This window comes from Conyzicola nivalis, from assembly GCF_014639655.1.
Taxonomy (GTDB): Bacteria; Actinomycetota; Actinomycetes; order Actinomycetales; family Microbacteriaceae; genus Conyzicola; species Conyzicola nivalis.
Genome location: NZ_BMGB01000001.1, coordinates 973,309 through 997,460, shown reverse-complemented (window position 1 = coordinate 997,460; position 24,152 = coordinate 973,309). Strand labels below are relative to the sequence as shown.

Below are 24,152 nucleotides of genomic sequence, written 5' to 3'. Positions count from 1 at the left end.
TCTAGAAGCCGGGGAGGAGGCTCACGACGAGGTCGATGAGCTTGATGCCGATGAACGGCGCGATGAGGCCGCCGAGGCCGTAGACGAACAGGTTGCGGCCCAGCAGCTTCGACGCCGAGACCGCGCGGTAGCCGACGCCCTTGAGCGACAGCGGGATGAGGGCGATGATCACGATGGCGTTGAAGATCACCGCGCTGAGGATCGCGCTCGACGGGGAGCCGAGCTGCATGAAGTTCAGCGCCGCGAGGCCGGGGATTGCCGCCGCGAACATCGCCGGGATGATGGCGAAGTACTTGGCGACGTCGTTCGCGATCGAGAACGTGGTGAGTGCGCCGCGCGTGATGAGCAGCTGCTTGCCGATCGCGACGATGTCGATGAGCTTGGTCGGGTCGGAGTCGAGGTCGACCATGTTGCCGGCCTCTTTCGCCGCCGACGTTCCCGTGTTCATCGCCACTCCCACGTCGGCCTGCGCGAGCGCCGGGGCGTCGTTGGTGCCGTCGCCGGTCATCGCGACCAGGCTGCCGCCGTCCTGCTCGCGGCGGATGAGCGCGAGCTTGTCCTCCGGCGTCGCCTCGGCGAGGAAGTCGTCGACCCCCGCCTCCGCGGCGATGGCCCGCGCGGTGAGCGGGTTGTCGCCCGTCACCATAACGGTGCGGATGCCCATGGCCCGCAGCTCGGCGAACCGCTCCTTCAGGCCGGTCTTCACGACGTCTTTGAGATGGATGACACCGAGCACGCGGGCCACCCCGGCCGAGTCTCGCTCCGCGACCACGAGCGGTGTGCCACCGCTCTGCGACACGGCCGTCACGGCCCCGTCCAGTTCGTGGCGCTGGGCCGCGCCGATCGGTGTGCTCTGCTCGACCCAGGCGATGGCCATCGACGCGGCGCCCTTGCGCACCTGCCGCCCGTCGCCGTAGTCGACACCGCTCATGCGGGTCTGCGCGGTGAACGGCACCACTGTCCCCTCGGTCCCTGAGTTCGTCGAAGGGGAGTACCCCTCCGCCTCCGCCAGCTCCACGATCGACTTGCCCTCCGGGGTCGGGTCGCTCGCCGACGATGCGGCGGCGGCCCGCACGAGGCGGAAGCTGTCGACGCCCGCGAGCGTCACGAACTCGCTCGCCTGCCGGTTGCCGTAGGTGATCGTTCCGGTCTTGTCGAGCAGCAGCGTCGTCACATCGCCCGCGGCCTCGACCGCGCGACCCGACATCGCGAGCACGTTGCGCTGCACCAGCCGGTCCATGCCCGCGATGCCGATCGCGCTGAGTAGCGCGCCGATCGTCGTCGGGATGAGGCAGACCAGCAGGGCGACGAGCACCGGCAGCGACTGCGCGGCGCCGGAGTACGCGGCGATCGGGTTGACCGTGATCACCACGAGCAGGAAGACGATCGACAGGCTGGCCAGCAGGATGTTGAGCGCGATCTCGTTGGGGGTCTTCTGCCGGCTGGCACCCTCGACGAGGGCGATCATGCGGTCGATGAAGGTCTTGCCGGGCTTCGAGGTGATGCGCACGACCACGCGGTCGGAGAGCACACGCGTTCCGCCGGTGACGGCGCTGCGGTCGCCGCCCGACTCGCGCACGACCGGGGCCGATTCGCCGGTGATCGCCGACTCGTCGACCGAGGCGATACCCCAGACGATGTCGCCGTCGCCCGGGATGAGCTCGCCGGCGGTCACGATCACCGTGTCGCCGAGACGCAGGTCGGCCGAAGCGACCTGTTCGGTCGCCGTGGCGGTGGCCGCGGCATCCGTCGTCTCGTCGTACCGGGAAACCCGGGTCGCCATCGTGGTCGACCGCGTCTTGCGCAGCGCGGAAGCCTGCGCCTTGCCGCGGCCCTCGGCCACGGACTCGGCGACCGTCGCGAACAGCACGGTGAGCCAGAGCCAGACCGCTATCGACCAGGAGAACAGCAGCGAGCTCGCCGCGGTTCCCGGGTCGTCGGGCAGGCCGAGGGTCTGAGCGACCGCGAGCACGGTGGTGAAGGCGGCGCCGACCTCGACGATGAACATGACCGGGTTGCGCAGCATCGTGCGCGGATCCAGTTTGCGCAGGGCGCCCGGCAGCGCCTCGACCAGTTGGCGCGCGCCGATGCCCGCGGGTTCGCGGGAGGGGCGGGGCGCCTCGGTCGTGGTGGGTTCGGGGATTGTGGTGGTTGTCATGGTCTACAGCAGCCCTTCCGCCAGGGGACCCAGCGCGAGAACGGGGAAGTAGGTGAGCGCGCTGACGATGACGATCACGCCGACGAGCAGACCTACGAAGAGGGGTTTGTGGGTGGGCAGCGTGCCGGCGGTGACCGGAACCCTGTCTTGCGCCGCGAGCGAGCCGGCGAGGGCGAGCACGAACACGATGGGCAGCAGCCGGCCGAGCAGCATGGCCACTCCCAGCGCGGTGTTGAACCACGGGGTGTTGGCGGTCAGTCCGGCGAAGGCCGAGCCGTTGTTGTTGCCCGCCGAGGTGAACGCGTAGAGCACCTCGCTGAAGCCGTGCAGGCCCGAGTTCGCCATGGAGACGTTCTCGACGCCGTCGCGCACCGCGGGGATCGCGAAGCTGAGCGCGGTACCGGCCAGCACGACGGCCGGCGTCGTGAGGATGTACAGGCTCGCGAACGTCATCTCGCGTCGGCCGATGCGCTTGCCGAGGTACTCGGGGGTGCGTCCGACCATCAGGCCGGCGACGAACACCGCGATGATCGCCATCACGAGGATGCCGTAGAGGCCCGAACCGACACCGCCTGGGGCGACCTCGCCGAGCATCATGTTGATCATCGTGATCGCGCCGCCGAACGCCGTGAAGCTGTCGTGCATCGAGTTGACGGCGCCGGTGGAGGTGAGCGTCGAGAAGGCGCCGAAGATCGCCGAGAGGATGGGGCCGTAGCGGGTCTCCTTGCCCTCCATCGCGCCGCCGGCGGCCGCGGGGGCCGATCCGGCGCCGGCGGTCTCCGCCACGATGAGCAGCGACACGCTCGCGATGGCGATGACGCCCATCGTGGCGAGCACGGCGTACCCCTGGCGGCGGTCGCCGACCATGATGCCGAAGGTGCGGGTGAGCGCGGTCGGGATGGCGAACATGAGCACGAGCTCCAGCAGGTTAGTGAGCCCGCCCGGGTTCTCGAACGGGTGCGCGGAATTCGCGTTGAAGAAGCCGCCGCCGTTGGTGCCGAGCAGCTTGATGGCCTCCTGGGACGCGACGGGTCCGCCGGGCAGCGACTGTGTGCCGCCGGTCAGGGTGGCCGCATCCGTGAAGCCGTTGAGGTTCTGGATGACACCTCCCGCGACCAGCAGCACCGCGGCGACCGCCGACAGCGGAAGCAGGATGCGCACGACACCGCGGGTGAGGTCGACCCAGAAGTTGCCGAGCGTTCCCGACTTCGTGCGGGCGAACCCGCGGATCAGCGCAACGGCGACGGCGAGGCCGACCGCCGCCGACACGAAGTTCTGCACGGCGAGACCGGCGAGCTGCACCGTGTAGCCCATGGTCTGCTCGGGGGAGTAGCTCTGCCAGTTGGTGTTCGTCACGAAGCTGATCGCGGTGTTGAACGCGAGCGACTCCTCGACGGGCGGCAGGCCGAGAGCGAACGGCAGCACGGACTGCAGGCGCTGCACGAGGTAGACGGCGATGATGCCGACGGCGCTGAACGCGAGCACGCTGCGCAGGTAGACCTGCCAGCTCTGCTCGACGGCGGGGCTGACGCCGACGACGCGGTAGATCAGCTTCTCTGCCCCGAGGTTTCTGGTGGTCGTGTAGACGCGCGCCATGTAGCCGCCGAGGGGGCGGTGGATGAGCGCGAGGATGGCCACGATGGTGGCGATGACGGCGATGGCCGCCCAGGCGGGCGACATCAGAACCGCTCCGGCTTCACGAGGGCGTACACGAGGTAGCCGATGGCGGCGAAGGCCAGCACGAGGCCGGCGACTGTAAAGACGATCACAGTTTCTGCGCCCCCCAGCCCACGAGGGCGACGATAGCGACGAGCACTACCACGCCGAGAATGAATGCGATATCGAGCACGAATGCCTCCAGCTGCGTTTCCGCGGCACGCGCTTCCGAGCGCGCACCGGTGGCTTGGCCACATAGGGATGCAACACCCGCATTCGGGCGCGCTGACGCGTCCTCACGGTTTCCTAACGCCCGGCGGCCATTCCCTAACGGGAGCCGTGCGCGACCCCGCCGCCCCTTTCGCAAACTCAGGACTCCGGATGCGCCCCGCGCACCCCGCCCGCACCATTCCGCGGCAGGGCAGCGCGCCATCGACGGCGTCGCCTGAATTTCCGAAACCGGCGGGTGCGAACGGCTCGTGCGCGCCGGCGTGGGTCGCGAGTTGCGCCGTGTGGGGCACTTATCCGCGGCAGTTGCCCCGAACGGCGCAACTGACGCGCAGCAACCCGTCGAGACGGGCGGCCGAGACCGCGGGTGAGAACCGCGCGGCGCGGACTACGCGATGCCCTCGGGCTTCTTCACGGCGAGGGCGGCGGCGCCCAGGATGCCGGCGTTGTTGCGCAGCTTGGCGGGAACGATCGGCGTCGTGAGCTTCAGCAGGGGGAGGAACTGCTCGTGGCTCTTCGAGACGCCGCCGCCCACGATGAACAGGTCGGGGGAGAAGAGGAACTCGACGGCCGAGTAGTAGCGCTGCAGCCGCTTCGTCGCCCACTTCTCGTAGGTCATGCGCGAGCGCTCCTTGGCGGCGTACGAGGCGCGGGTCTCGGCGTCCTTGCCGCCGATCTCGAGGTGGCCGAGCTCCGAGTTGGGGATGAGCACTCCGTCGTAGATCATCGCCGAACCGATTCCGGTGCCGAGCGTCGTGAGGATGACGAGACCGTCGACACCCTTCGCGGCCCCGAAGCGCACCTCGGCTACTCCGGCCGCATCCGCATCGTTGACGAAGGTGATGTCCCGACCCAGCGTCTTCTCGAACAGCGCTTCGGCGTCGAGGCCGATCCACTTCTGCGACACGTTCGCGGCGGACAGCGTCTTGCCGTTCTTCACGATCGCCGGGAAACACACGCCGAGCGGCACGTCGGCGGCGACCCCGCCGAGGGCCTCGATGATCTCGACGACGGTGGCGAGGATGGCCTCCGGCTCTCCGCCGGCCGGTGTCGCCAGCTTCACGCGCTCGCTCAGCAGTTCGCCACTGTCGACATCGACGATGGCTCCCTTGATTCCGGTTCCACCAATGTCGATACCCAGCGCCGTTGTCATACTCTCAGCCTAGTTGAGTGCCGGCTAGGGCAGCGTCAGCACCTCGGCGCCGCGCTCGGTGACGACCAGGGTGTGCTCGAACTGCGCCGTCCAGCTGCGGTCCTCGGTGACGACCGTCCAGCCGTCGGCCCACATCTCCCACGCGGGCGAGCCGCCGAGGGTGAGCATCGGCTCGATCGTGAACACCATGTTCTCGACGATCTCGTCGTCGAAGCGCGGCGCCGAGTCGTAGTGGGGGATGATCAGGCCCGAGTGGAAGGCCGCGCCCACGCCGTGCCCGGTGAAGTCCCGCACGACGCCGAGGTCGAAGCGCTTGGCGTACGACTCGATGGCCCGGCCGATCACGTTGACAGCGCGACCGGGAGCGACCGCCTTGATGCCGCGGTTGAGCGATTCCCGGGTGCGCTCGACGAGGTCGACCACCTCTGCGGAGACCTCGCCGACGAGGAACGTCACGTTGCTGTCGCCGTGGAAGCCGTTCTTGTAGGCGGTGATGTCGATGTTGATGATGTCGCCGTCTTCGAGCACGGTGTCGTCGGGGATGCCGTGGCAGATCACCTCGTTGAGCGAGGTGCACACCGACTTGGGGAAGCCGCGGTAGCCGAGGCACGACGGGTAGGCACCGGCCGCGACCACGAAGTCGTGGCCGATCCGGTCGAGCTCGTCGGTCGTGATGCCAGGCCGCACCGCGCGACCGACGGCCTGGATGGCCTGCGCCGCGATGATGCTCGATTCGCGGATCAGATCGATGGATGCTGCGGGGTAGACGTCACCACCCGCGTGGTTCTTCGGCGCCTTCTTGCCCACGTACTCGGGTCGCGCGATCTCGTTCGGCACGCTCCTCGGAGGTGAGATCCGTCCGGGTATGAGGTGTCCGTTACTGTCCCTAGGCATGCCGACCAGTCTAGGTTCCGTGCGGCGGCGCCCGCCGCGACGGGCATAGTCTGGAGGGAGAACGACCGACAGGAGCAGCGATGACCGAGTGGTGGTACAACAACAAGACCGGCGAAGTGGAAGAGGGCGCTCAGTCGCTCGGTTCCGACCGCGACGGCCCCTTCGCGACGCGTGAAGACGCCGCGCGCGCCCCGCAGATCATCGCCGAGCGCGCCCGCAAATGGGCCGAAGAAGAGGCGCAGAACCGCTAGCGGTCTATTCCGGGTACTCGTGCTCCGGCGCGGGGTACGCGGTGGAGCCGACGTCGGCGATGTAGGCCTTCGTCGCGTCGGCGAGGACGCCCTTGAGATCGGCGTACTGGCGGACGAACTTCGGGATGCGTCCCGTCGAGAGGCCGGCCCAGTCGGTCCAGACGAGCAACTGCCCGTCGACGTGCGGTCCCGCGCCGACGCCGATGGTCGGGATGCGCAGCTCCTCGGTGACCCGGGCGGCGATGGCCGACGGCACCATCTCGAGTACGACAGCGAACGCTCCGGCCTCTTCGACGGCGCGGGCGTCGGCGAGCAGCGCCTCTGCACCCTCGCCGCGGCCCTGGATCATGTGGCCGCCGAGTCCGTGTTCGCTCTGCGGTGTGAACCCGATGTGCGCCATGACGGGGATGCCGGCCGACACGATGCGGCGGATCTGCTCGGCACTGCGCACGCCGCCCTCGAGCTTGACGGCGTGGGCGCCGGTCTCCTTCATAAAGCGGAACGCGGTGTGCAGGGCCTCGTCGGGGCTGGTCTCATACGAGCCGAACGGCATGTCGGCGACCACGAAGGCCCGCTTGGCCGAACCCGCCACAGCCCTGGCCAACGGGATGAGCTCGTCGACGGTCACCGGCAGCGTCGTGTCGTGGCCGAAGACCGTGTTGCCCGCGGAGTCGCCCACGAGGAGGAAGTCGATGCCGGCCTCGTCGAAGATGGTCGCCGTGAGCTGGTCGTAGCTCGTGAGGCCGGTGATCTTGATCCCGTTCTCTTTGGCGTTCTGAAAGTGCCGGGTACGGACGCGTTTGACTGCCTGCTCTGCCATTCGGCAAGTCTAGCTTCGCCGCGCGGACGTCCCCCGGGCCGCGTCAGCCGGCGAGGATCGGCTGGAACCAGAACGTGTCGACGATGAGCGCGATCACGAGCAGGGCGATGACGCTGTAGCCCCACGTGAGGGCCGCGGTCGGCCGGTCGCGCAGTTTCACGGTGCGCAGCAGTCCGACGATCCAGACGAGGGGCAGCAGCAGGGCCGCGCCGAGGTCGATGCCGACCGGGTCGCCCGAGAAGCCGAAGAACACGAGGTGCAGCACCGTGTAGAACGCGACGCCCACGAACACGATTGCGTAGACGAGGTAGAGGATGACGATCGCCCTGGTCGGACGGGCCCGCTTCGTCGAGGCTTTCGCCGAGGCTCTGGTTCTGGATGCAACGGGCTTAGCCATTATCGAAGTGTAAGGCCACCCGGCCGGGCGCCAAGCGGAGAGGTGGCGGAGCCAGTAGCCTGAGAGCGCGTAAACGACCACCCCCAGAACCAACATGAGGAGCCGGATGGACAAGCAGCGGGACTTCGTTCTTCGAACCATTGAAGAACGAGGCATCAAGTTCATCCGCCTATGGTTCACCGACGTCGTCGGGACCCTGAAGAGCGTCGCGATCGCGCCGGCCGAGGTCGAGGGCGCGTTCGCCGAGGGACTCGGCTTCGACGGCTCGGCTATCGAGGGCTTCACCCGCGCCTACGAGGCCGACATGCTCGCCCAGCCCGACCCCACGACCTTCCAGATTCTTCCCTGGCGCGGCGAGATCGACCCGACCGCCCGCATGTTCTGCGACATCACCACCCCGGACGGCCAGCCGGCCGTCTCCGACCCCCGCCACGTGCTCAAGCGCACCCTCGCGAAGGCCGCGGATCGCGGATTCACGTTCTACACGCATCCGGAAATCGAGTTCTACCTCCTCAAGTCGTCGAAGCTCAAGGGCGGCAGGCCCGAGCCCGTCGACTCGGCCGGCTTCTTCGACAACGTTCCCGGCGGCACGGCGCACGACTTCCGCCGCCGCTCGGTGCGCATGCTCGAAGACCTCGGCATCTCGGTGGAGTTCAGCCACCACGAGGCCGGCCCAGGGCAGAACGAGATTGACCTGCGCTACGCGGACGCGCTCACCACGGCCGACAACATCATGACCTTCCGCACCGTGATCAAAGAGGTCGCGATCGAGCAGGGCGTGTATGCCACGTTTATGCCGAAGCCGATGAGCGACCAGCCCGGCAGCGGCATGCACACGCACCTCTCGCTGTTCGAGGGCGACAGCAACGCGTTCTACGATGCCAGCGGTCACTACCAGCTCTCGAAGATCGGCCGCCAGTTCGTCGCGGGCCTGCTCAAGCACGCGCCGGAGATCACCGCCGTCACCAACCAGTTCGTCAACTCGTACAAGCGCCTCTGGGGCGGCGACGAGGCCCCGAGCTTCGTGACCTGGGGCCACAACAACCGGTCGGCGCTCGTGCGCGTGCCGCTGTACAAGCCCAACAAGGGCCAGAGCGCCCGCGTCGAATACCGCGCGATCGACTCGGCCGCCAACCCCTACCTCGCCTACTCCCTGCTTCTCGCGGCGGGGCTCAAGGGCATCGAGGAGGGCTACGAGCTCCCGCCCGAGGCCGAGGACAACGTCTGGGAGCTGACCGACGCCGAACGCCGCGCGCTCGGCTACAGCCAGCTGCCGACCAGCCTCGACCATGCCGTCTCGCTCATGGAGGACTCGGAGCTCGTCGCCGAGACCCTCGGCGAGCAGGTCTTCAACTACGTACTGCTGAACAAGCGTCGCGAGTGGCAGGAATACCGCGCTCAGGTCACTCCGTACGAGTTGGAGAGCAATCTCGAAATCCTGTAGGCCGACCTGTTGTAAGTAGAGGCAAGCATGCGCCATCAGACGACGCTGACTGACCTGGCCCGGCTCGGATTCGCGGACCTCGAGACCTCGCGGCAGCGGCTGACCGAGTTCGACGGCCTGGCCGAGCCGGTCACGCCGCTGTTCGCGGCCGCCGCCGACCCCGACCAGGCGCTGCTCGCGCTCTGCCGCCTGCGCGAGAACGCTCCGGCGCAGGTGGAGAAGGTGCTTGCCGATCGCGCGGCCGCCTCCCGGCTCGTCCGGGTTCTCGGCGCCTCCGCCGGGCTCGGCGACTTCCTGTTGCGCCGCCCGGCCGAACTCGACGCGCTGCTGGATCCCGTCGCGCGGCCGCTGTCGGTCACCGAGTACAGCGCGGACATCCTCGGCGCGACCGAGGGACTCGACGTCGACGCGGCGGTCACCGCGCTGCGCGTGCGCTACCGCAGGCACCTGCTGCAGCTGACCGTCTGGGACCTGGAACAGAACGACCCGCTCGCGGCCGTCTCCGTGGTGGCCGCCGCCCTGGCCGATCTCGCCGCGGCCGCCCTCGACGCGTCCATCGCGATCGCCCGCGGCTCGGTGGGATTCCCCGCCGCCGACGTGGAGCGAACGCGGCTGGCCGTCATCGGCATGGGGAAGGCCGGCGCGCGCGAGCTCAACTACGTGAGCGACGTCGACGTGATCTTCGTCGCCGAGGCCGCGGACGGCCTCGCCAATGACCGCGCCGTCGAGATCGCCACGCGTCTGGCGATGGAGACCATGCGCGGCATCCATGAGACGGCGTTCGAACCGGAACTCTGGGAGGTCGACGCCAACCTGCGCCCCGAGGGCAAGGACGGCGCTCTCGTACGCACGCTCGAGTCGCACCTCGCCTACTACGACCGCTGGGCGAAGAGCTGGGAATTCCAGGCCCTGCTCAAGGCCCGCCCGCTCGCCGGCGACCCCGAGCTCGGCGCGCGATACGCCGAGGCCGTCGCGCCCCTCGTCTGGTCGAGCGCGAGCCGCGCGGGCTTCGTCGACTCGGTACAGCGCATGCGCGAGCGCGTCACCCACAACATCCCGCGCGACGAGCTCGATGTGCAGCTCAAACTCGGCCCGGGCGGCCTGCGCGACGTCGAATTCACGATCCAGCTGCTGCAGCTCGTGCACGGTCAGGCCGACCCCGCCGTGCGGCAGGGCGCGACGCTGCCGGCACTCACGGCACTCGCCGACCAGGGCTACATCGGCCGCGTCGAGGCCGCCGAGTTCTCGCGCGACTACCGCTTCCTGAGACTGCTTGAGCACCGGCTGCAGCTCACGAAGCTCAGCCGCACCCACATCATGCCCACCGACCCGGACGCGCTGCGCGTGCTCGCCCGCGCGAGCCGGGTGTCACCGAGCGGCACCGAGCTCTCCGAGCAGTGGAAGCGCACCAAGAACGCCGTGCGCCGCCTGCACGAACGACTGTTCTACCGCCCGCTGCTGTCGGCGGTCGCCGCCCTGCCCGAGGACGGACTCGCGCTCAGCAGCGAGCAGGCCACCGCCCGGCTAGCCGCCATCGGCTTCCGCGACCCGGCGGGCGCCCTGCGCCACATCGCCGCGCTCACCGGCGGGGTCTCGCGTCGCGCGACCATCCAACGCAACCTGCTGCCGGTCATGCTGCAGTGGTTCGCCGAGGGCGCCGACCCCGACCACGGGCTGCTGGCCTTCCGACGCCTCAGCGACGATCTGGGGGAGGCCTACTGGTTCCTGCGCATGCTGCGCGACTCGTCGGCGGCCGCACAGCGACTGACGCACGTGCTCTCCGGGTCGCGGTTCGTCGGCGACCTCTTCGAGCGCATCCCCGAGGCGGCGGCGTGGCTGGAGAACGACAGCGAGCTGCGCCCGCGCCCCCTGTCTGTGCTTCTCGACGAGGCGCGCGCGACGGTCTCCCGACACCCGGACAATGCGGATGACGCGGCTCTCGTTCTGCGCACCGCGCGGCGACGCGAAATCCTGCGGCTCGCCATGAGCGCCATCCTCGGCACCATCACCGTCGAGGAACTCGGCGCCGGCCTCTCCGACATCACCACCGCCATCCTCACGGGTGTCCTCGCGATCGCGCACCGCTACGGCGACGGCATCGAGTTCGCGATCATCGCCATGGGCCGATACGGGGGAGGGGAGCTGGGCTTCGGCTCCGATGCCGACGTGATGTACGTCTACCGCCCGGCGGGTGCCACCGATGCCGAGGCGCAGTCGCGCGCCGAGAACATCGTGCGCTCGCTCTCCCGGCTCACCGAAGACCTGCGCACGCCGCTCGACCTCGACGCAGGTCTGCGGCCGGAGGGCAAGAACGGCGCCATCGTGCGGTCGCTCGAGTCGTACCGCGCGTACTACGCCCGCTGGTCGCTCACCTGGGAGGCTCAGGCGCTCCTCCGCGCGCGCGGTGTGGTCGGCGACGGGCCTCTCATCGAGGCCTTCGAGTCGCTCGCCGACGAGGTTCGCTTCCCGTCGGCCCTCAGCGAGCAGGATGTGCGCGAGATCAAGCGCATCAAGGCGCGCATCGAGTCCGAGCGGCTTCCCCAGGCGGCCGACCCCGCCCGGCACCTCAAACTCGGCCGAGGGTCGTTGAGCGACGTCGAGTGGTTCGTCCAGCTCGTGCAGATCCAGCACGGTGCGGCGCACCCCGGGCTGCGCACGACCTCCACCCTCGCCGCCCTCGCGCACGCCGTGGAGGCCGGGCTGGTGGCCCAGCAGGACGCCGCCAAACTCCACGACGCGTGGGTGTTCGCATCGCGGGCGCGCAGCGCGATCACCCTCTGGAGCTCGAAGACGGCCGACGTGCTGCCCACCGACCGCCCGCAGCTCGAGGGGATCGCGCGACTGCTCGAGTATCCGCCCGGCGCGGCTTCGCAGCTCGAGGAAGACTATCTGCGCACGACCCGGCTGGCCCGGCACGTTTTCGAGCGTGAGTTTTACGGTTCACCGACGAAAACCGGCCCGTACTCCACCTGAGCCCGCCTCCGCGCTTCGCGCCGATCGGTCCCACACGGCGCGGATGAGAGCATTCTCACGCAATTTTCGTGCGCCTTCTCGACCGCCATCACAGGAATGATGCGTACGCATTCACTGAGGAAAATATTTTTTGGCCGATTTTTCGACCGTTCCTGACCCTGAAAATAGCCTGAGAGGCTTGTACCCCGTTTCGTGATTTCGCCCCCCAAAAGGGTCCAGGCGAACGCGCGAGCGTGGGCCTCCCGCGATGGTCCGTCGCGCCGGTCCGGCGAGGTGGCGCCCGCGGAAACGCGGGTCTGACGTCGTTCACCGGGTGCCCGGCCGGCCGCGGAGAACGCTGGTTTCCGTGTCATCCGTCGGGCACGAATCGTGAGTCCCCCAAAGCGAGGACAGCGCTCAACTGAGGCTTTCGCAGCTGTCGGCGTTCACCGTTTCGCGCCGCTACGCACGCCGCCGAAATCGCCTTGCGGCCCCCGTTCACGGCACACATACTTGCCATACCCGAAGCGCGACATTCCAATTCCCCAATGCTGTGGAAGTTCATAAAAGCCACAGCACACTGGGGGACCTTTGTTCATTTTCATTCTTCAGATCCGCCACCTCATCGAGGGTCACCCGGAGCTCTACCTGTTCACGGTGTACTCCGCCTGCATCTGGATCCTGTGGATCATCAAGGTGCTCGTCTCACGCCAGTACCGCCCGTTCACCGGCACCTACACCGGCACCACCAGCGTCGTCGTACCGGTGGTCGACGAGCCCCTCGACCTGTTCCGCGACGTCATCGAGCGCATGGTCGAGCAGAAGCCGGGCGAGATCATCGTCGTCATCAACGGCGCCGAGAACCCGGCGCTGCAGGCCGTGTGCGACGAGTACGCGCCGCTCGTCCGCTGGGTGCACACCCCAATCCCCGGCAAGCGCAACGCCGTGATGATCGGCACCAACCTGTCGAAGGGCGACATCACGGTGCTCGTCGACTCCGACACCGTGTGGATGCCCAACGCGCTCGACGAACTCGTCAAGCCGTTCGCCGACGCCCGCGTCGGCGGTGTCACCACCCGCCAGCGCATCCTCGAGCCGGAGCGCTCCTGGATCACCCGCTGGGCCGACTGGCTCGAGAACTCGCGGTCGCTGTACTCCATGCCCGCGCAGAGCGTCATGGGCCAGGTCGGCTGCCTCCCCGGCCGCACGATCGCCTTCCGCCGTTCGATCCTGATGACGGTCATGGACAAGTTCATGACCGAGCGCTTTATGGGCGTCTTCCTCGAGGTCTCCGACGACCGCACGCTGACCAACCTCACGCTGAAAGAGGGCTACCGCACGGTCTACCAGCACACGAGCCTCGTCTACACCGACGCTCCGCTGCAGATCAAGAAGCTCTTCAAGCAGCAGCTGCGCTGGGCCCGCGGCAGTCAGTACAACACGCTGCGCATGCTGCCGTGGATGCTCGGTCACGCTCCGCTGCTCGCCCTGTTCTTCGTGATGGACATCATCCTTCCCTTCCTGCTCGCCGGCGTCATCGGCGGCTGGGCCTACCGCGCCGTCACCGGCCAGGGCTACAACTTCTACGAGGGACTGCTGAGCGAGTACGGCGTGCAGTCGGGACTGCTCTGGATCGTGGGGCTCATGGTCGTGTCCTCCGTTCTCAGCATGGGAATCCGGCAGATGCGCCACCTCGGCGAGAAGCCCTCCGACTTCTTCCGCCTGCCGATCTTCATCCTCGCCTCCACCTTCTTCCTTATGCCCGTGCGTCTCATCGGCTTCTTCCGCATGGGCCACGCGAGCGGCTGGGGAACGCGAGCCGGCGCCTACGCCGGTGGAGGACAGGATGACGCGACGGATGCGTCGCGCGAACAGGCCGTCGACAACCCCGGCCACCTCGCTCCGACGAGCCAGGTCGACCTCGGCGATATCGATTCGTCGTGGGCAACATCCGCCCCCGCGCATTCCGCGGGCGAGGCGACCGGGTACGACGCCCAACCGGGCAGCGTACTGGTCGCGGAGCGTCGCGCGGAGGCCATCCGACCCAATGTTCAGAAGCCTGTCATGCGACAGACAACTCCCCGGCGTCGTCTCAACCCCAAGGCGGCGTTCCCTTATCTCATCGGCTTCACCATTTTCTTCGTAGAGGCGGTACTTCTTGTCCAGGTCTAATTCCTCGTGGTGGGCGTCGAGCACGTCCAGCGCACGACGCACGACGCTCGGCGCGAGCGCCATCGCACTCGCCCTCATCGCGGTCTGCTACTTCGTCTGGATGTCGCCCGCCAACCCGATCGCCGAAGTGCGTGACTCGGTGACCGCCGCGGTCGTCGACCCGGCCACCGTCGCCGACATGAAGCAGGAGCGCAACCGGCTGCTCAGCCGCACGGTCGAGCTCGAGTCGAAGATGGACGAAAAGAACGGCCAGCTGGCCCGCCTCTCCACCCAGCTCGAGTCGACCCAGCGCAAGCTCGCAGAGGTCACCGTCGAGACCGCCCCCGTGGTCAAAGACAACAACCCGCCCGTGTCGAAGACTCCGGCCAAGATGCCGGCCAAGACTCCGGCCAAGACACCGACCCCGGTCAAGGCGCCGGTGAAGACCCCGGCCCCCGTCGTCGCGGCACCGGTCGAAGAGCCCGTCGTCATCCCGACCAAGGCGCAGATCGTCAACCCCACCTCGCGCTACCTCGGTCTCTACACGACGCAGGCACCCTTCAACTGGGCCACCTACGACGAGGTCGCGACGAAGCTCGGCAACGAGCCGAGCATGGTCGGCTACTTCAGCGGCTGGGACGAGACGTTCCGCGCGAACGCCGTCACGCGGGCTTGGGACCGGAACCAACTCCCGATGCTCACCTGGGAGTCGCGTCCCATCGGTTCGCCGAACAGCCAGGTGGACGAACCCGACTACCAGCTCCCCGCCATCATCGGCGACCCGGCAACCGGAACCCCCGGGAAATACGACGAGTACATCCGCCAGTACGCGAAGGACATCGTCGCCACGGGACTTCCTCTCGCCATCCGTTTCGACCACGAAATGAACGGCGTCTGGTACCCCTGGTCGGAGACGACCGGCAAGGGCGAGCCGATCAACGGCAACCGTGTCGGCGACTACGTCAAGACCTGGCAGCACGTGCACGACATCTTCGAACAGGAGGGTGCGAACAACCTCGTCATCTGGACCTGGGCGCCGAACATCGTGAACAACCTGCCCGCCGCGAACAAGAGCGTCGAGTTCCTCACCTCGCTCTACCCGGGTGACGAGTACGTCGACTGGGTCGGAGTCTCCGGCTACCTGCGTCCCGCGTACAAGGCCGACAACAACTTCACCTTCGACTACACGTTCGGCTCCACGCTCGACCAGCTGCGCAAGATCAGCGACAAGCCGATCGTGTTGGCGGAGATCGGCGCGTCCGAGGTCGGCGGCAAAAAGGCCAAGTGGATCACCTCGGTCTTCGACGCCCTCGCCGATCCGAAGAATGCCGACATCGTCGGTCTCGGCTGGTTCAACCTCGCGGTCACCAGCTACACCGAGGGCGAACTGGCAACCAACGACTGGCGCATCGACTCGCGGCCAGAGAGTCTCGAAGCGTTCAAGGCGGGGATCCTCAGACCGGAGGACAACTTCAACCTGACTCCGATTCCCACACCATGACCGACTCATCCACAAACCACCGTTCACATCACGCAGAGAAATCAGGGAGGTTCACCATGAATGCCAAGACAGAATCCACCAAGAACACGCCCCAGGACCGCAAGGCAACACCACCCCGTATCAGCGTGATCGGCACCGGCTACCTGGGGGCGACCCACGCCGCCGCCATGGCCGAGATGGGCTTCGAGGTCGTTGGCGTCGACGTCGACCCGAAGAAGGTCGAAGCGCTCAGCGCCGGCAAGGTCCCGTTCTTCGAGCCCGGGCTCCCCGAGCTGATCGTCAAGCACGTGCAGAGCGGCCGACTGCGCTTCACGACCGACATCGCCGAAGCCACCGCAATGTCCGACGTGCACTTCATCTGCGTCGGCACGCCCCAGCAGCGCGGCAGCAACGCCGCCAACCTGAAGTTCGTCGAGGACGCCACCTCGGCGGTCGCGTCGAGCATGACCCACGACGGCCTGATCGTCGGCAAGTCGACCGTGCCCGTGGGCACCGGAATGCGCCTGCGCGAGATCGTCGCCGGCGCGCTGCCGGACGGCGTCAGCGCCGAGCTGATCTGGAACCCCGAGTTCCTGCGCGAGGGCAAGGCGGTCATGGACACGCTGGCCCCCGACCGCATCGTGTTCGGCGGTGCCTCCGAGCAGGCCGAGGCGCTCATGCGCGTCGTCTACGCCATGCCGATCGCCACCGGCACCCCGGTGATCGCCTGCGACCTGCCGACGGCCGAGCTCGTGAAGGTGAGCGCCAACGCGTTCCTCGCCACGAAGATCTCGTTCATCAACGCCATCGCCGAGGTCTGTGAAGCCGCCGGGGCGGACGTGTCGGTGCTCGCCGACGCGCTCGGCCACGACGTGCGCATCGGACGCCAGTTCCTCAACGCCGGCCTCGGCTTCGGCGGCGGCTGCCTGCCGAAGGACATCCGCGCGCTGATGTACCGTTCGAGCGAACTCGGCGCCTACTCGGCCGCCTCGCTCATGCAGCAGGTCGACGAGATCAACATGGGCCAGCGCCAGCGTGTGATCGACCTGGCCCTCTCGGCGCTCGGCGGATCCGTGCTGAACCGCCGCATCGGCGTTCTCGGCGCGGCCTTCAAGCCGCACACCGACGACGTGCGCGACTCGCCGGCCCTCAACGTGGCCGCCGCGCTGCACCTGCGCGGCGCGCAGGTCGTGGTCTTCGACCCGGAGGCCGGCGCCACCGCCAAGGCCATGTTCCCCACGCTCACCTACGTGGACAACATGGAAGACGCGGTCGCCGACGCCGACGCCCTGCTCGTGCTCACCGAGTGGGCCGAGTTCGTCGACGCCGACCCGGTCAAGATGCACGAGCTCGTCAACACCCCCGTGGTGATCGACGCCCGCAACTGCCTCGACGCCGACGCCTGGCGCGGAGCCGGCTGGGACTTCCGTGCCCTCGGCCGCCCCGCCCCCGTCGCGGCCCCGTCGGTGCCCGTCACGACCGGCCCGCTGCGCACTCTGGTCGCGGCGCGCTAGTCACCCCGCTCGGAAGGCCGCATCCTCGTTCGCGAGGATGCGGCCTTCCGCCGTTCCCGGGCGGTAGTGTCGGGAGAAAAGGCGAGAGGAGAGCCCATGCCGCTCGAAGGAGACTATGCGCCCGGAACATCCCGAGCGTCACGCCGCCAGGCCGAGGACTTCGAGGCCAGCGGGGGACAGCGTTCGGCGACCCTGCGGGGGATGCCGATCGTGCTGCTCACCACTGTCGGCGCGAAGACGGGGCTGCTGCGCAAGAGCCCGCTGATGCGCGTCGAACACGAGGGCCGCTACGCGGTCGTCGCATCGCTCGGCGGTGCACCGGAACATCCGGTCTGGTACTACAACGTCGTCGCCCACCCGCACGTAGAACTGCAAGACGGTGCGCACAAGCGCGACTACCTCGCCCACGAGGCGCAGGGGGAGGAACGCGACCTCTGGTGGCAGCGCGCCGTTGCCGCATATCCCGACTACGCCGCCTACGCACGCAAGACCGAGCGGCTCATCCCGGTCTTCGTACTGGAGCCGTTCGACCCCGCCGCCTGAGCGTCGAGACCGGCGGCGTCCGTGATTCCGGATGAACCGGGGCGCGGGCACCTCCCACGCGCGGTAACCCGCGGCGGGGGCGGCGTTGCGGCGCATCCGTCCTGAACGACGAACCGGCACAACGCAAAAGGCCGCACCCCCGACGGGGATGCGGCCTTTCGTGTCAGCGGGGTTTAGACGCTGTAGTAGAGCTCGTACTCGAACGGCGTCGGACGCTGTGCGGCCGGGATGATCTCCTTCTCACGCTTGTACGTGATCCAGGTCTCGATCAGGTCGTTCGTGAACACGCCACCCGCGGTGAGGAACTCGTGGTCTGCTTCGAGGGCCTTGAGGGCGTCCTCGAGCGACGCGGGAACCTGCGGGATGTTCTTTGCTTCCTCGGGGGGAAGCTCGTAGAGGTCCTTGTCGACGGGCTCGTGCGGCTCGATCTTGTTCTTGATTCCGTCGAGGCCGGCCATGAGCTGGGCGGCGAAGGCGAGGTACGGGTTGCCGGAGGCGTCGGGCGCGCGGAACTCGATGCGCTTGGCCTTCGGGTTCGTGCCCGTGATCGGGATGCGGATCGATGCCGAACGGTTGCCGGCCGAGTAGACCAGGTTCACGGGGGCTTCGAATCCGGGGATGAGACGACGGTACGAGTTCAGCGTCGGGTTCGTGAACGCGAGAACCGCGGGGGCGTGCTTGAGCAGTCCACCGATGTACCAGCGCGCGATGTCGCTGAGTCCGCCGTAGCCGGCCTCGTCGTAGAAGAGCGGCGTCGAGCCGTTCCACAGCGACTGGTGGGTGTGCATGCCCGAGCCGTTGTCGCCGAAGAGCGGCTTCGGCATAAACGTCGCCGTCTTGCCCCACTGCTCGGCGGTGTTCTTGACGATGTACTTGAACTTCAGGATGTCGTCGGCCGCGTGCACCATGGTGTCGAAGCGGTAGTTGATCTCGGCCTGGCCGCCGGTTCCCACCTCGTGGTGAGCGCGCTCGAGGATGAGGCCGGCGTCGATCAGCTTGAGGCTGATGTCGTCGCGCAGGTCGGCCTGCTTGTCGACGGGGCTGACGGGGAAGTAGCCGCCCTTGAAGGGGGTCTTGTTGGCGAGGTTTCCGCCTTCTTCGACGCGGCCCGAGTTCCAGGCGCCCTCTTCGGAGTCGACCGAGTAGAAGCTCGTGTTCTGCTTCACTTCGTAACGCACGTCGTCGAAGATGTAGAACTCGGCCTCGGGGGCGAAGAACGCGGTGTCGGCGATGCCGGTGGAGACGAGGTACTTCTCGGCCTTCTTGGCAACCTGGCGCGGGTCGCGGGCGTAGATCTCGCCGCTGCGGGGGTTGTAGATGTCGAAGATCATGATGAGCGTGCGCTCGACGCGGAAGGGGTCGAGGTAGGCCGTCGTCACGTCGGGGATGAGCTGCATGTCGGATTCGTGGATCGACGCGAAACCGCGGATCGACGAGCCATCGAAGAGCTGGCCGACGGAGAAGAACTCCTCATCGACGGTAGACGCGGGGATGTTGAAATGCTGCTGCACGCCGGGAAGGTCGGTGAAGCGAATATCAAGGAACTTGACGTCAGTGTCCTTGATGAACTTGAGCACTTCGGAAGAATCACTGAACATGTGAGGTACTCCAATGAGCTTGGTGCGGGGTGGACTGCGTTCGCAGCCACTGTCGAGGGTAGAGGTAAGGCATTTCGCCGGGGTGACACAATTGTTTCCGGCGTGTTACGAGCGTATTCCAGTTTAGGATTATCGGATGCCGACTCAGTCAAGCCCCGCCACAGATTGGCCGGGAAAGCGACTCGGTCTTCCACAACAGGGCCCCCGATCCATCGCCCGGGCCCCGCGACGACTCATCGCGGTCGCCCTCGACTGGGCCATCGCCACCACGATCTCGGTGGTCTTCTTCACGTCGGGCGAGACCGTGCTCGAGCGTCTCGGAGCGTCGAACCCGACGGCGACGCTCATCGCCTTCGCGCTCCTGCAGGTGCTGTTCATCCCGACCCTGGGCGGCAGCCTGGGCCACCTCGCCCTCGGCATGCGCGTCGTGCCGCTCAACTCGGGCTGGATCGGCGTTCTCAAGCCGGTCATCCGCACCGCCCTGCTCTGCCTCTTCATCCCCGCCGTCATCTGGGACCGCGACCAGCGCGGCATGCACGACCGCCTCGCCGGCACGGTCCTCGTGCGCCGCTAGCACCCACCCCCGCACGCCCCGCGCCATTTCGGAAATTCAGGCGTCGCCGTCGGTGGCGCTTCGTGGCTCCGCGTATTCCCGCGGGCGCTTCGCCGGTCGGCGACGCCGTTCCCTGAGCTTCCGAAAGGGACGGGGTGACGGCGACGGCGACGGTTCGGGATTCAGGGCGGATGCGCCGACGGCCCGCGCGAACCCCGGTATACCGCGCGTCGCCCGAGGTCCGCCCCGGTTCATCCTGAATCATGAACGGCGACGACCAGAAAGGGCCCCGTTCCAGTCGGAACGGGGCCCTTCTCGGCGGCGACTAGCGCGGTCGGCTCGAGCGCACCTTGAACGGGTCGATTCCCTTGGGGATCGGCAGCTGGTTCTTGCCGAGCGAGTTCAGCCGGTTGCTCACCGCGAGGATCTCGGGCTTGCGCAGGGCCGTCTTGAACTTGTTGAGCCTGCCGGCGAGCTTGTGCAGTGGCACCGACTCGGGGTCGGGGCCGACGTAGACGAAGTTGACGGGCACGTTCGGCAGCATGCGCACCACTGAGCGGCGCTCGTCGTCGAGCATGCGCTGGGTGCGGCTGCGGGGTCCCTCGCCGATGAGCACGATGCCGCCCCTGCCCACGGCGCGGTAGACGGCGTCCTGTGTCTTCGGACTGACCGCGACGGGCATCTCGCTCGCGGCCCAACCGCGGCGCAGCGAGCTCTTCAGCACGGCCCCGACGGCGCCGGGCTGGCCGGCGATCTGCGAGTACGCGGCCTTCTCGGCGCGGCGGCCGAGAACGATGAGGAAGGCGAGCAGTCCACCGAGCAGGCCCGCGATGATGAACAGCACGAAGCCGATGATCTGGTCGGTGGGGTTCGAGAACAGGAACGCCAGGGCGACACCGAGCAGTACGGGGAGCAGGAAAGCGAGAGCGAGGTACCAGACGGCGAGCGAGTCGTATCGCCGGGTCATCTGCAGAACCTGCCACATCTGCTTGATGCGGCCTGGTTCCTTGTTCGGGTCTTTTTTGGTGCGTGCCATGGGTATAAGGATACGGGCAGATCAGCACGGCAAAACGTCACCCTGTCCTCCACCTTTCCGCTGCCAGCGATAAGCCCCCGATTCGGATGCCGCGCCGCCGTCGCGCAGGATGGCGCGACAGGATTTACGGGTGCGCAGACACCCTCGACCCAACGATCTGGTACGCCCGGCCGACGAGCGTCCGGCGCGGTCGGCTGCGGAGCGACCGTGGGGCACACGCCACGACGGGCAGCAGCGGGTCGGCGGCTACCGCCTGGTGCGCGTGCTCGGCGAGGGACGGTCGGCGGTCGTGCACCTCGGGCACGCCGACACCGCGGCAGACGACGAACCGCGCCGCGCGGCCGCGGTGAAGGTGTACCGGCCCGGCATCCCGGCCGAGCGCATCGACGTCGAGGTAGCCGCACTCGCCGCCGTCTCCCACCCGCACGTGCTGCGGCTCATCGACATCGCCACCGCGCCCGACGGCCGCCCCTGCCTCGTGGTCGAGCGCTGCGCCGCCGGAACGCTCGCCGGGCTGGTGGCGAACCGCTCGAGCCTGGCGGCGGGGGAGGCGGTCACGATCCTCGCACCCCTCGTGGCGGCGGTCGAGGCGTTGCACGCCGCCGGGTTCGTGCACCGCGACATCCGTCTCCCGCGGGTGCTGTTCCGGCAGTCGGGCGCCCCGGTGCTCGCCGGCCTCGGACACGCGACCCGTATCGAGGCCGCGCTTCCGCCCGCCGCTCTCGCCGCGCACCCGGAGGTGCTCGATGACCGGGTGCAGCTGGCGCGCCTCGTCGGCGCCGTGCTCGAACGGGTGGAGCACCCGGGCGCCCGCGGCATCGAGTCGTGGCTCGAGCGGGCCCCGCAGTCCGCCGACGACTTCACCGCGAGGCTGAGCGACGCGCTGTTCGACCTCGCCGAGGCGCAGCCGGTGCGGATGCGCGACGACGGCTCCCCGCCCGTGACGGCAGCCCAGCCGCGTCGCCCCGCCGCGGCCGTCGACGCGCCGGGCGGAGTCACCGTCACGACCCGCCTTGTCGCGGCGGCCCGCGCTCTCGCCGTCCGTACGCGCGGCGTGCGACGAGGGGTCTGGGTCGCGGCCGCCGGGATGGCGGTCAGCCTGCTGGTGGCCGCACTCGCCATTCCGACCGGCGACACCCGGGCGGAGCCGGGCGGGCAGCAGTCCGAACGGGTCGAGTCGGCGGACACGGGCGCTTCGGCGGCGCCACCCGACGGCGCCGTTCCGGGCGATGACGCGCGGGGAAGCGATGACGCGCGGGGGAACGACGAAGCGCGGGGCGATGACGCGCGGGGCGACGACGGCGTAGCGCCGGTCGGCGAGGTCGTGCTCGGCGACGACCCGGTCGCCGCGATCGTCGTCCTGTTGGACGAACGCGACCGTTGCCTGCGGGAGATCTCGGTGCTGTGCCTCGACGGCGTCGCCCAGGCAGGATCCGCAGCGATGGAGCGCGACGCGGCGGTCGTCCGTGCGCTGCAGGCGGGTGGTGAACAGACCTCGGATGCCGCGATCAGCGCCGAGGGCCCCGTGCTGGTCGAACGGCTGGGCGACTCGGCGCTGCTCGACCTCGGCGACGTGCCGGAAACGCAACCGGCCTCGGCCCTCGTGATGAGGGGCGAGGCCGGTTGGCGGATCAGGGACTACTTCGACGAGTGACGCCGCAGTGACCTTTCAGGTTCCGATTGTCGGGGCTCAGACGCCGAGTACTCCGGCGAAGTCGCCGCCCTCGAGACGGTTCTTCACCGCGACGAGGAAGCGGGCCGCGTCTGCTCCGTCGACGATGCGGTGATCGTACGACAGCGCGAGGTAGACCATGGAGCGGATGGCGATCGAGTCTACGCCGTCGTGGGAGACGACCACGGGCTTCTTCGCGACGATTCCGGTTCCGAGGATGGCGCTCTGCGGGAGGAACACGATCGGGGTGTCGAACAGCGCGCCGCGCGAACCGGTGTTGGTCAGCGTGAACGTGCCGCCGGCGAGCTCGTCGGGCTTGAGCTTGTTGTCGCGGGTGCGGGCGGCGAGGTCGGCGATCTGGTTGGCGATGCCGGCCAGGTCGAGCGACGCCGCGTCCTTGATGACCGGGGTCAACAGGCCGCGCTCGGTGTCGACGGCGATGGAGATGTTCTCGTGCGCCGGGTACACGATGGTGTCGCCGTCGATCGTCGCGTTGACGATCGGGTACGCCTTGAGCGCCTCAGCGGCGGCGAGGGCGAAGAACGGCAGGAAGGAGAGCTTGACGCCCGCCTTCTCCTGGAAGTTCGCTTTCACCTGGTCGCGGAAGGCCGCCACCTTCGTGACATCCACCTCGACAACGCTGGTCAGCTGGGCCGAAGCCTGCATCGAGATGACGGCGCGCTCGGCGATGACCTTGCGCAGTCGTGACATCGGGACCGTCGTGCCGCGCAGCGGCGAGGTCTCGAGCGCCGGAGCCGATGCCGCGGCGGGAGCCTCGGTCGGAGCGGCGACGGCCGCGAGAACGTCCTGCTTGCGGATGCGTCCGCCGACGCCCGTGCCGCTCAGCGTCGACAGGTCGATGCCACGGTCGTTGGCGAGCTTGCGCACGATCGGGGTGACGTAGCCGGCGTTGGCGGTGAGGGCCGGGGCGGGCTCTGCTGACGGGGCCGGTGCTGCTGCCGGGGCCGGTGCTGCTGCCGGAGCTGCTGCGGGTGCCGGGGCTGCTGCGGGAGCCGGGGTGGCTGCCGGAGCGGGCTCGGGCGTCGAAGCCGGCTCTGGAGCGGCCTCGGTCGGTGCCGGCTCTGCCTCTGCGGCGGGAGCGGGGTCAACCGGCTCGGGCTCGGGAGCCTCGGCGGCCTCATCAGTCTGGCCGGGCGCGGGCGCCTCGGTCGACGGAACCTCTTCTGCGGGTGCGGCCGATTCGGCCGGGGCGGCGTCTTCTGGCTGCGGTGCCTCGACCTGGGTCTCGGCGGGAGCTGCTGGCTCGGCGGGGGCCGCGGGGGCCTCGGCCTCTGCGGGTGCGGCGGGCGCCTCGGGCTCGGCGGGTGCCTCGCCCGATCCGATGGTCACCAGGGCGGTTCCGACCTCGACGGTCTCGTCCTCCTGAACCAGGATGGCCTCGATCACGCCGGCGACGGGCGATGGGATCTCGGTGTCGACCTTGTCGGTCGAAACCTCGAGCAGAGGCTCGTCGACCTCGACCCGGTCGCCCACTTTCTTCAACCAGCGGGTGACCGTGCCCTCGGTAACACTCTCGCCGAGTGCCGGGAGGTTGACGGATTCGCTCATCAGTGATGCTCCTTAGTAACCAAAAACTTGTTCTAGCCAGCTTAGTTCTGAGTCACGCCGGATTGGCGTGGCCCGATTTTTTC

19 protein-coding genes are annotated in these 24,152 nt (G+C 68.4%); 9 read left to right on the top strand and 10 right to left on the bottom strand.

The features are described from left to right. Window position 1 precedes the first annotated feature (1 nt). The 5 genes from kdpB to map form a co-directional block, all read right to left on the bottom strand. Window positions 2-2,158, bottom strand: a complete 2,157-nt coding sequence (kdpB, locus tag IEV96_RS04820; RefSeq protein WP_188509540.1) for a potassium-transporting ATPase subunit KdpB — start codon at window positions 2,156-2,158, stop codon at window positions 2-4. A 3-nt stretch (window positions 2,159-2,161) separates the two neighbouring features. After that, complete coding sequence (kdpA, locus tag IEV96_RS04815; protein ID WP_188509539.1) at window positions 2,162-3,838, bottom strand: potassium-transporting ATPase subunit KdpA; 1,677 nt, start codon at window positions 3,836-3,838, stop codon at window positions 2,162-2,164. Then, window positions 3,838-3,927 carry a K(+)-transporting ATPase subunit F gene (gene kdpF / locus IEV96_RS16590; RefSeq protein WP_194425753.1) on the bottom strand — a complete coding sequence of 30 codons (90 nt, stop codon included), beginning with the start codon at window positions 3,925-3,927 and terminating at the stop codon, window positions 3,838-3,840. Before kdpF ends, kdpA begins: the two co-directional genes overlap by 1 nt. Window positions 3,928-4,430: 503 nt before the next feature. After that, window positions 4,431-5,195: a polyphosphate--glucose phosphotransferase gene (gene ppgK / locus IEV96_RS04805; protein ID WP_188509537.1), complete on the bottom strand. Its 765-nt coding sequence runs from the start codon at window positions 5,193-5,195 to the stop codon at window positions 4,431-4,433. Window positions 5,196-5,219: 24 nt separating this feature from the next. Continuing rightward, window positions 5,220-6,089, bottom strand: coding sequence for a type I methionyl aminopeptidase (gene map, locus IEV96_RS04800; protein WP_188509536.1), 870 nt, complete (start codon window positions 6,087-6,089; stop codon window positions 5,220-5,222). Between the two features lie 80 nt (window positions 6,090-6,169). Here map and IEV96_RS04795 point away from each other — a divergent pair, with 80 nt between their 5' ends. Continuing rightward, complete coding sequence (locus IEV96_RS04795; protein ID WP_188509535.1) at window positions 6,170-6,340, top strand: methionine aminopeptidase; 171 nt, start codon at window positions 6,170-6,172, stop codon at window positions 6,338-6,340. 4 nt (window positions 6,341-6,344) lie between these two features. Here the strand turns inward: IEV96_RS04795 and panB are convergent, their stop codons facing one another. After that, window positions 6,345-7,160, bottom strand: coding sequence for a 3-methyl-2-oxobutanoate hydroxymethyltransferase (panB, locus tag IEV96_RS04790; RefSeq protein ID WP_188509534.1), 816 nt, complete (start codon window positions 7,158-7,160; stop codon window positions 6,345-6,347). 43 nt (window positions 7,161-7,203) lie between these two features. Beyond that, window positions 7,204-7,557: a hypothetical protein gene (locus IEV96_RS04785; RefSeq protein ID WP_188509533.1), complete on the bottom strand. Its 354-nt coding sequence runs from the start codon at window positions 7,555-7,557 to the stop codon at window positions 7,204-7,206. Between the two features lie 106 nt (window positions 7,558-7,663). Between IEV96_RS04785 and IEV96_RS04780 the strand changes: the two genes are divergently transcribed. The 6 genes from IEV96_RS04780 to IEV96_RS04755 all read left to right on the top strand — a co-directional run bounded on the left by IEV96_RS04780 (window position 7,664) and on the right by IEV96_RS04755 (window position 17,641). Continuing rightward, window positions 7,664-9,001 carry a glutamine synthetase family protein gene (locus IEV96_RS04780; RefSeq protein WP_188509532.1) on the top strand — a complete coding sequence of 446 codons (1,338 nt, stop codon included), beginning with the start codon at window positions 7,664-7,666 and terminating at the stop codon, window positions 8,999-9,001. 27 nt (window positions 9,002-9,028) lie between these two features. After that, a complete protein-coding gene (locus IEV96_RS04775; RefSeq protein ID WP_188509531.1) occupies window positions 9,029-11,974 on the top strand; it encodes a bifunctional [glutamine synthetase] adenylyltransferase/[glutamine synthetase]-adenylyl-L-tyrosine phosphorylase in 2,946 nt (981 codons plus the stop codon). A 570-nt stretch (window positions 11,975-12,544) separates the two neighbouring features. Continuing rightward, on the top strand, window positions 12,545-14,125 hold the full coding sequence (locus IEV96_RS04770; RefSeq protein ID WP_188509530.1) for a glycosyltransferase family 2 protein: 1,581 nt from the start codon (window positions 12,545-12,547) through the stop codon (window positions 14,123-14,125). Continuing rightward, entirely contained in the window at window positions 14,112-15,605 is a 1,494-nt protein-coding gene (locus IEV96_RS04765) for a glycosyl hydrolase (RefSeq protein WP_188509529.1), read from the top strand. The genes IEV96_RS04770 and IEV96_RS04765 overlap by 14 nt, the downstream gene beginning before the upstream one ends. Before the next feature lie 56 nt (window positions 15,606-15,661). Further along, entirely contained in the window at window positions 15,662-17,098 is a 1,437-nt protein-coding gene (locus IEV96_RS04760; protein ID WP_188509528.1) for a UDP-glucose dehydrogenase family protein, read from the top strand. Window positions 17,099-17,194: 96 nt separating this feature from the next. Beyond that, window positions 17,195-17,641: a nitroreductase family deazaflavin-dependent oxidoreductase gene (locus tag IEV96_RS04755; RefSeq protein WP_188509527.1), complete on the top strand. Its 447-nt coding sequence runs from the start codon at window positions 17,195-17,197 to the stop codon at window positions 17,639-17,641. A 173-nt stretch (window positions 17,642-17,814) separates the two neighbouring features. Here IEV96_RS04755 and glnA read toward each other — a convergent pair whose 3' ends face one another. After that, on the bottom strand, window positions 17,815-19,239 hold the full coding sequence (gene glnA, locus IEV96_RS04750) for a type I glutamate--ammonia ligase (RefSeq protein ID WP_188509526.1): 1,425 nt from the start codon (window positions 19,237-19,239) through the stop codon (window positions 17,815-17,817). Between the two features lie 136 nt (window positions 19,240-19,375). Between glnA and IEV96_RS04745 the strand changes: the two genes are divergently transcribed. Next, window positions 19,376-19,813, top strand: a complete 438-nt coding sequence (locus tag IEV96_RS04745; protein ID WP_188509525.1) for an RDD family protein — start codon at window positions 19,376-19,378, stop codon at window positions 19,811-19,813. Window positions 19,814-20,117: 304 nt separating this feature from the next. Here the strand turns inward: IEV96_RS04745 and IEV96_RS04740 are convergent, their stop codons facing one another. Next, on the bottom strand, window positions 20,118-20,828 hold the full coding sequence (locus IEV96_RS04740) for a DUF4191 domain-containing protein (RefSeq protein WP_188509524.1): 711 nt from the start codon (window positions 20,826-20,828) through the stop codon (window positions 20,118-20,120). A gap of 130 nt (window positions 20,829-20,958) precedes the next feature. Between IEV96_RS04740 and IEV96_RS04735 the strand changes: the two genes are divergently transcribed. Continuing rightward, window positions 20,959-22,482, top strand: a complete 1,524-nt coding sequence (locus tag IEV96_RS04735; RefSeq protein ID WP_188509523.1) for a protein kinase domain-containing protein — start codon at window positions 20,959-20,961, stop codon at window positions 22,480-22,482. Between the two features lie 36 nt (window positions 22,483-22,518). Here the strand turns inward: IEV96_RS04735 and sucB are convergent, their stop codons facing one another. Further along, a complete protein-coding gene (gene sucB, locus IEV96_RS04730) occupies window positions 22,519-24,069 on the bottom strand; it encodes a 2-oxoglutarate dehydrogenase, E2 component, dihydrolipoamide succinyltransferase (protein ID WP_188509522.1) in 1,551 nt (516 codons plus the stop codon). Window positions 24,070-24,152 lie beyond the last annotated feature (83 nt).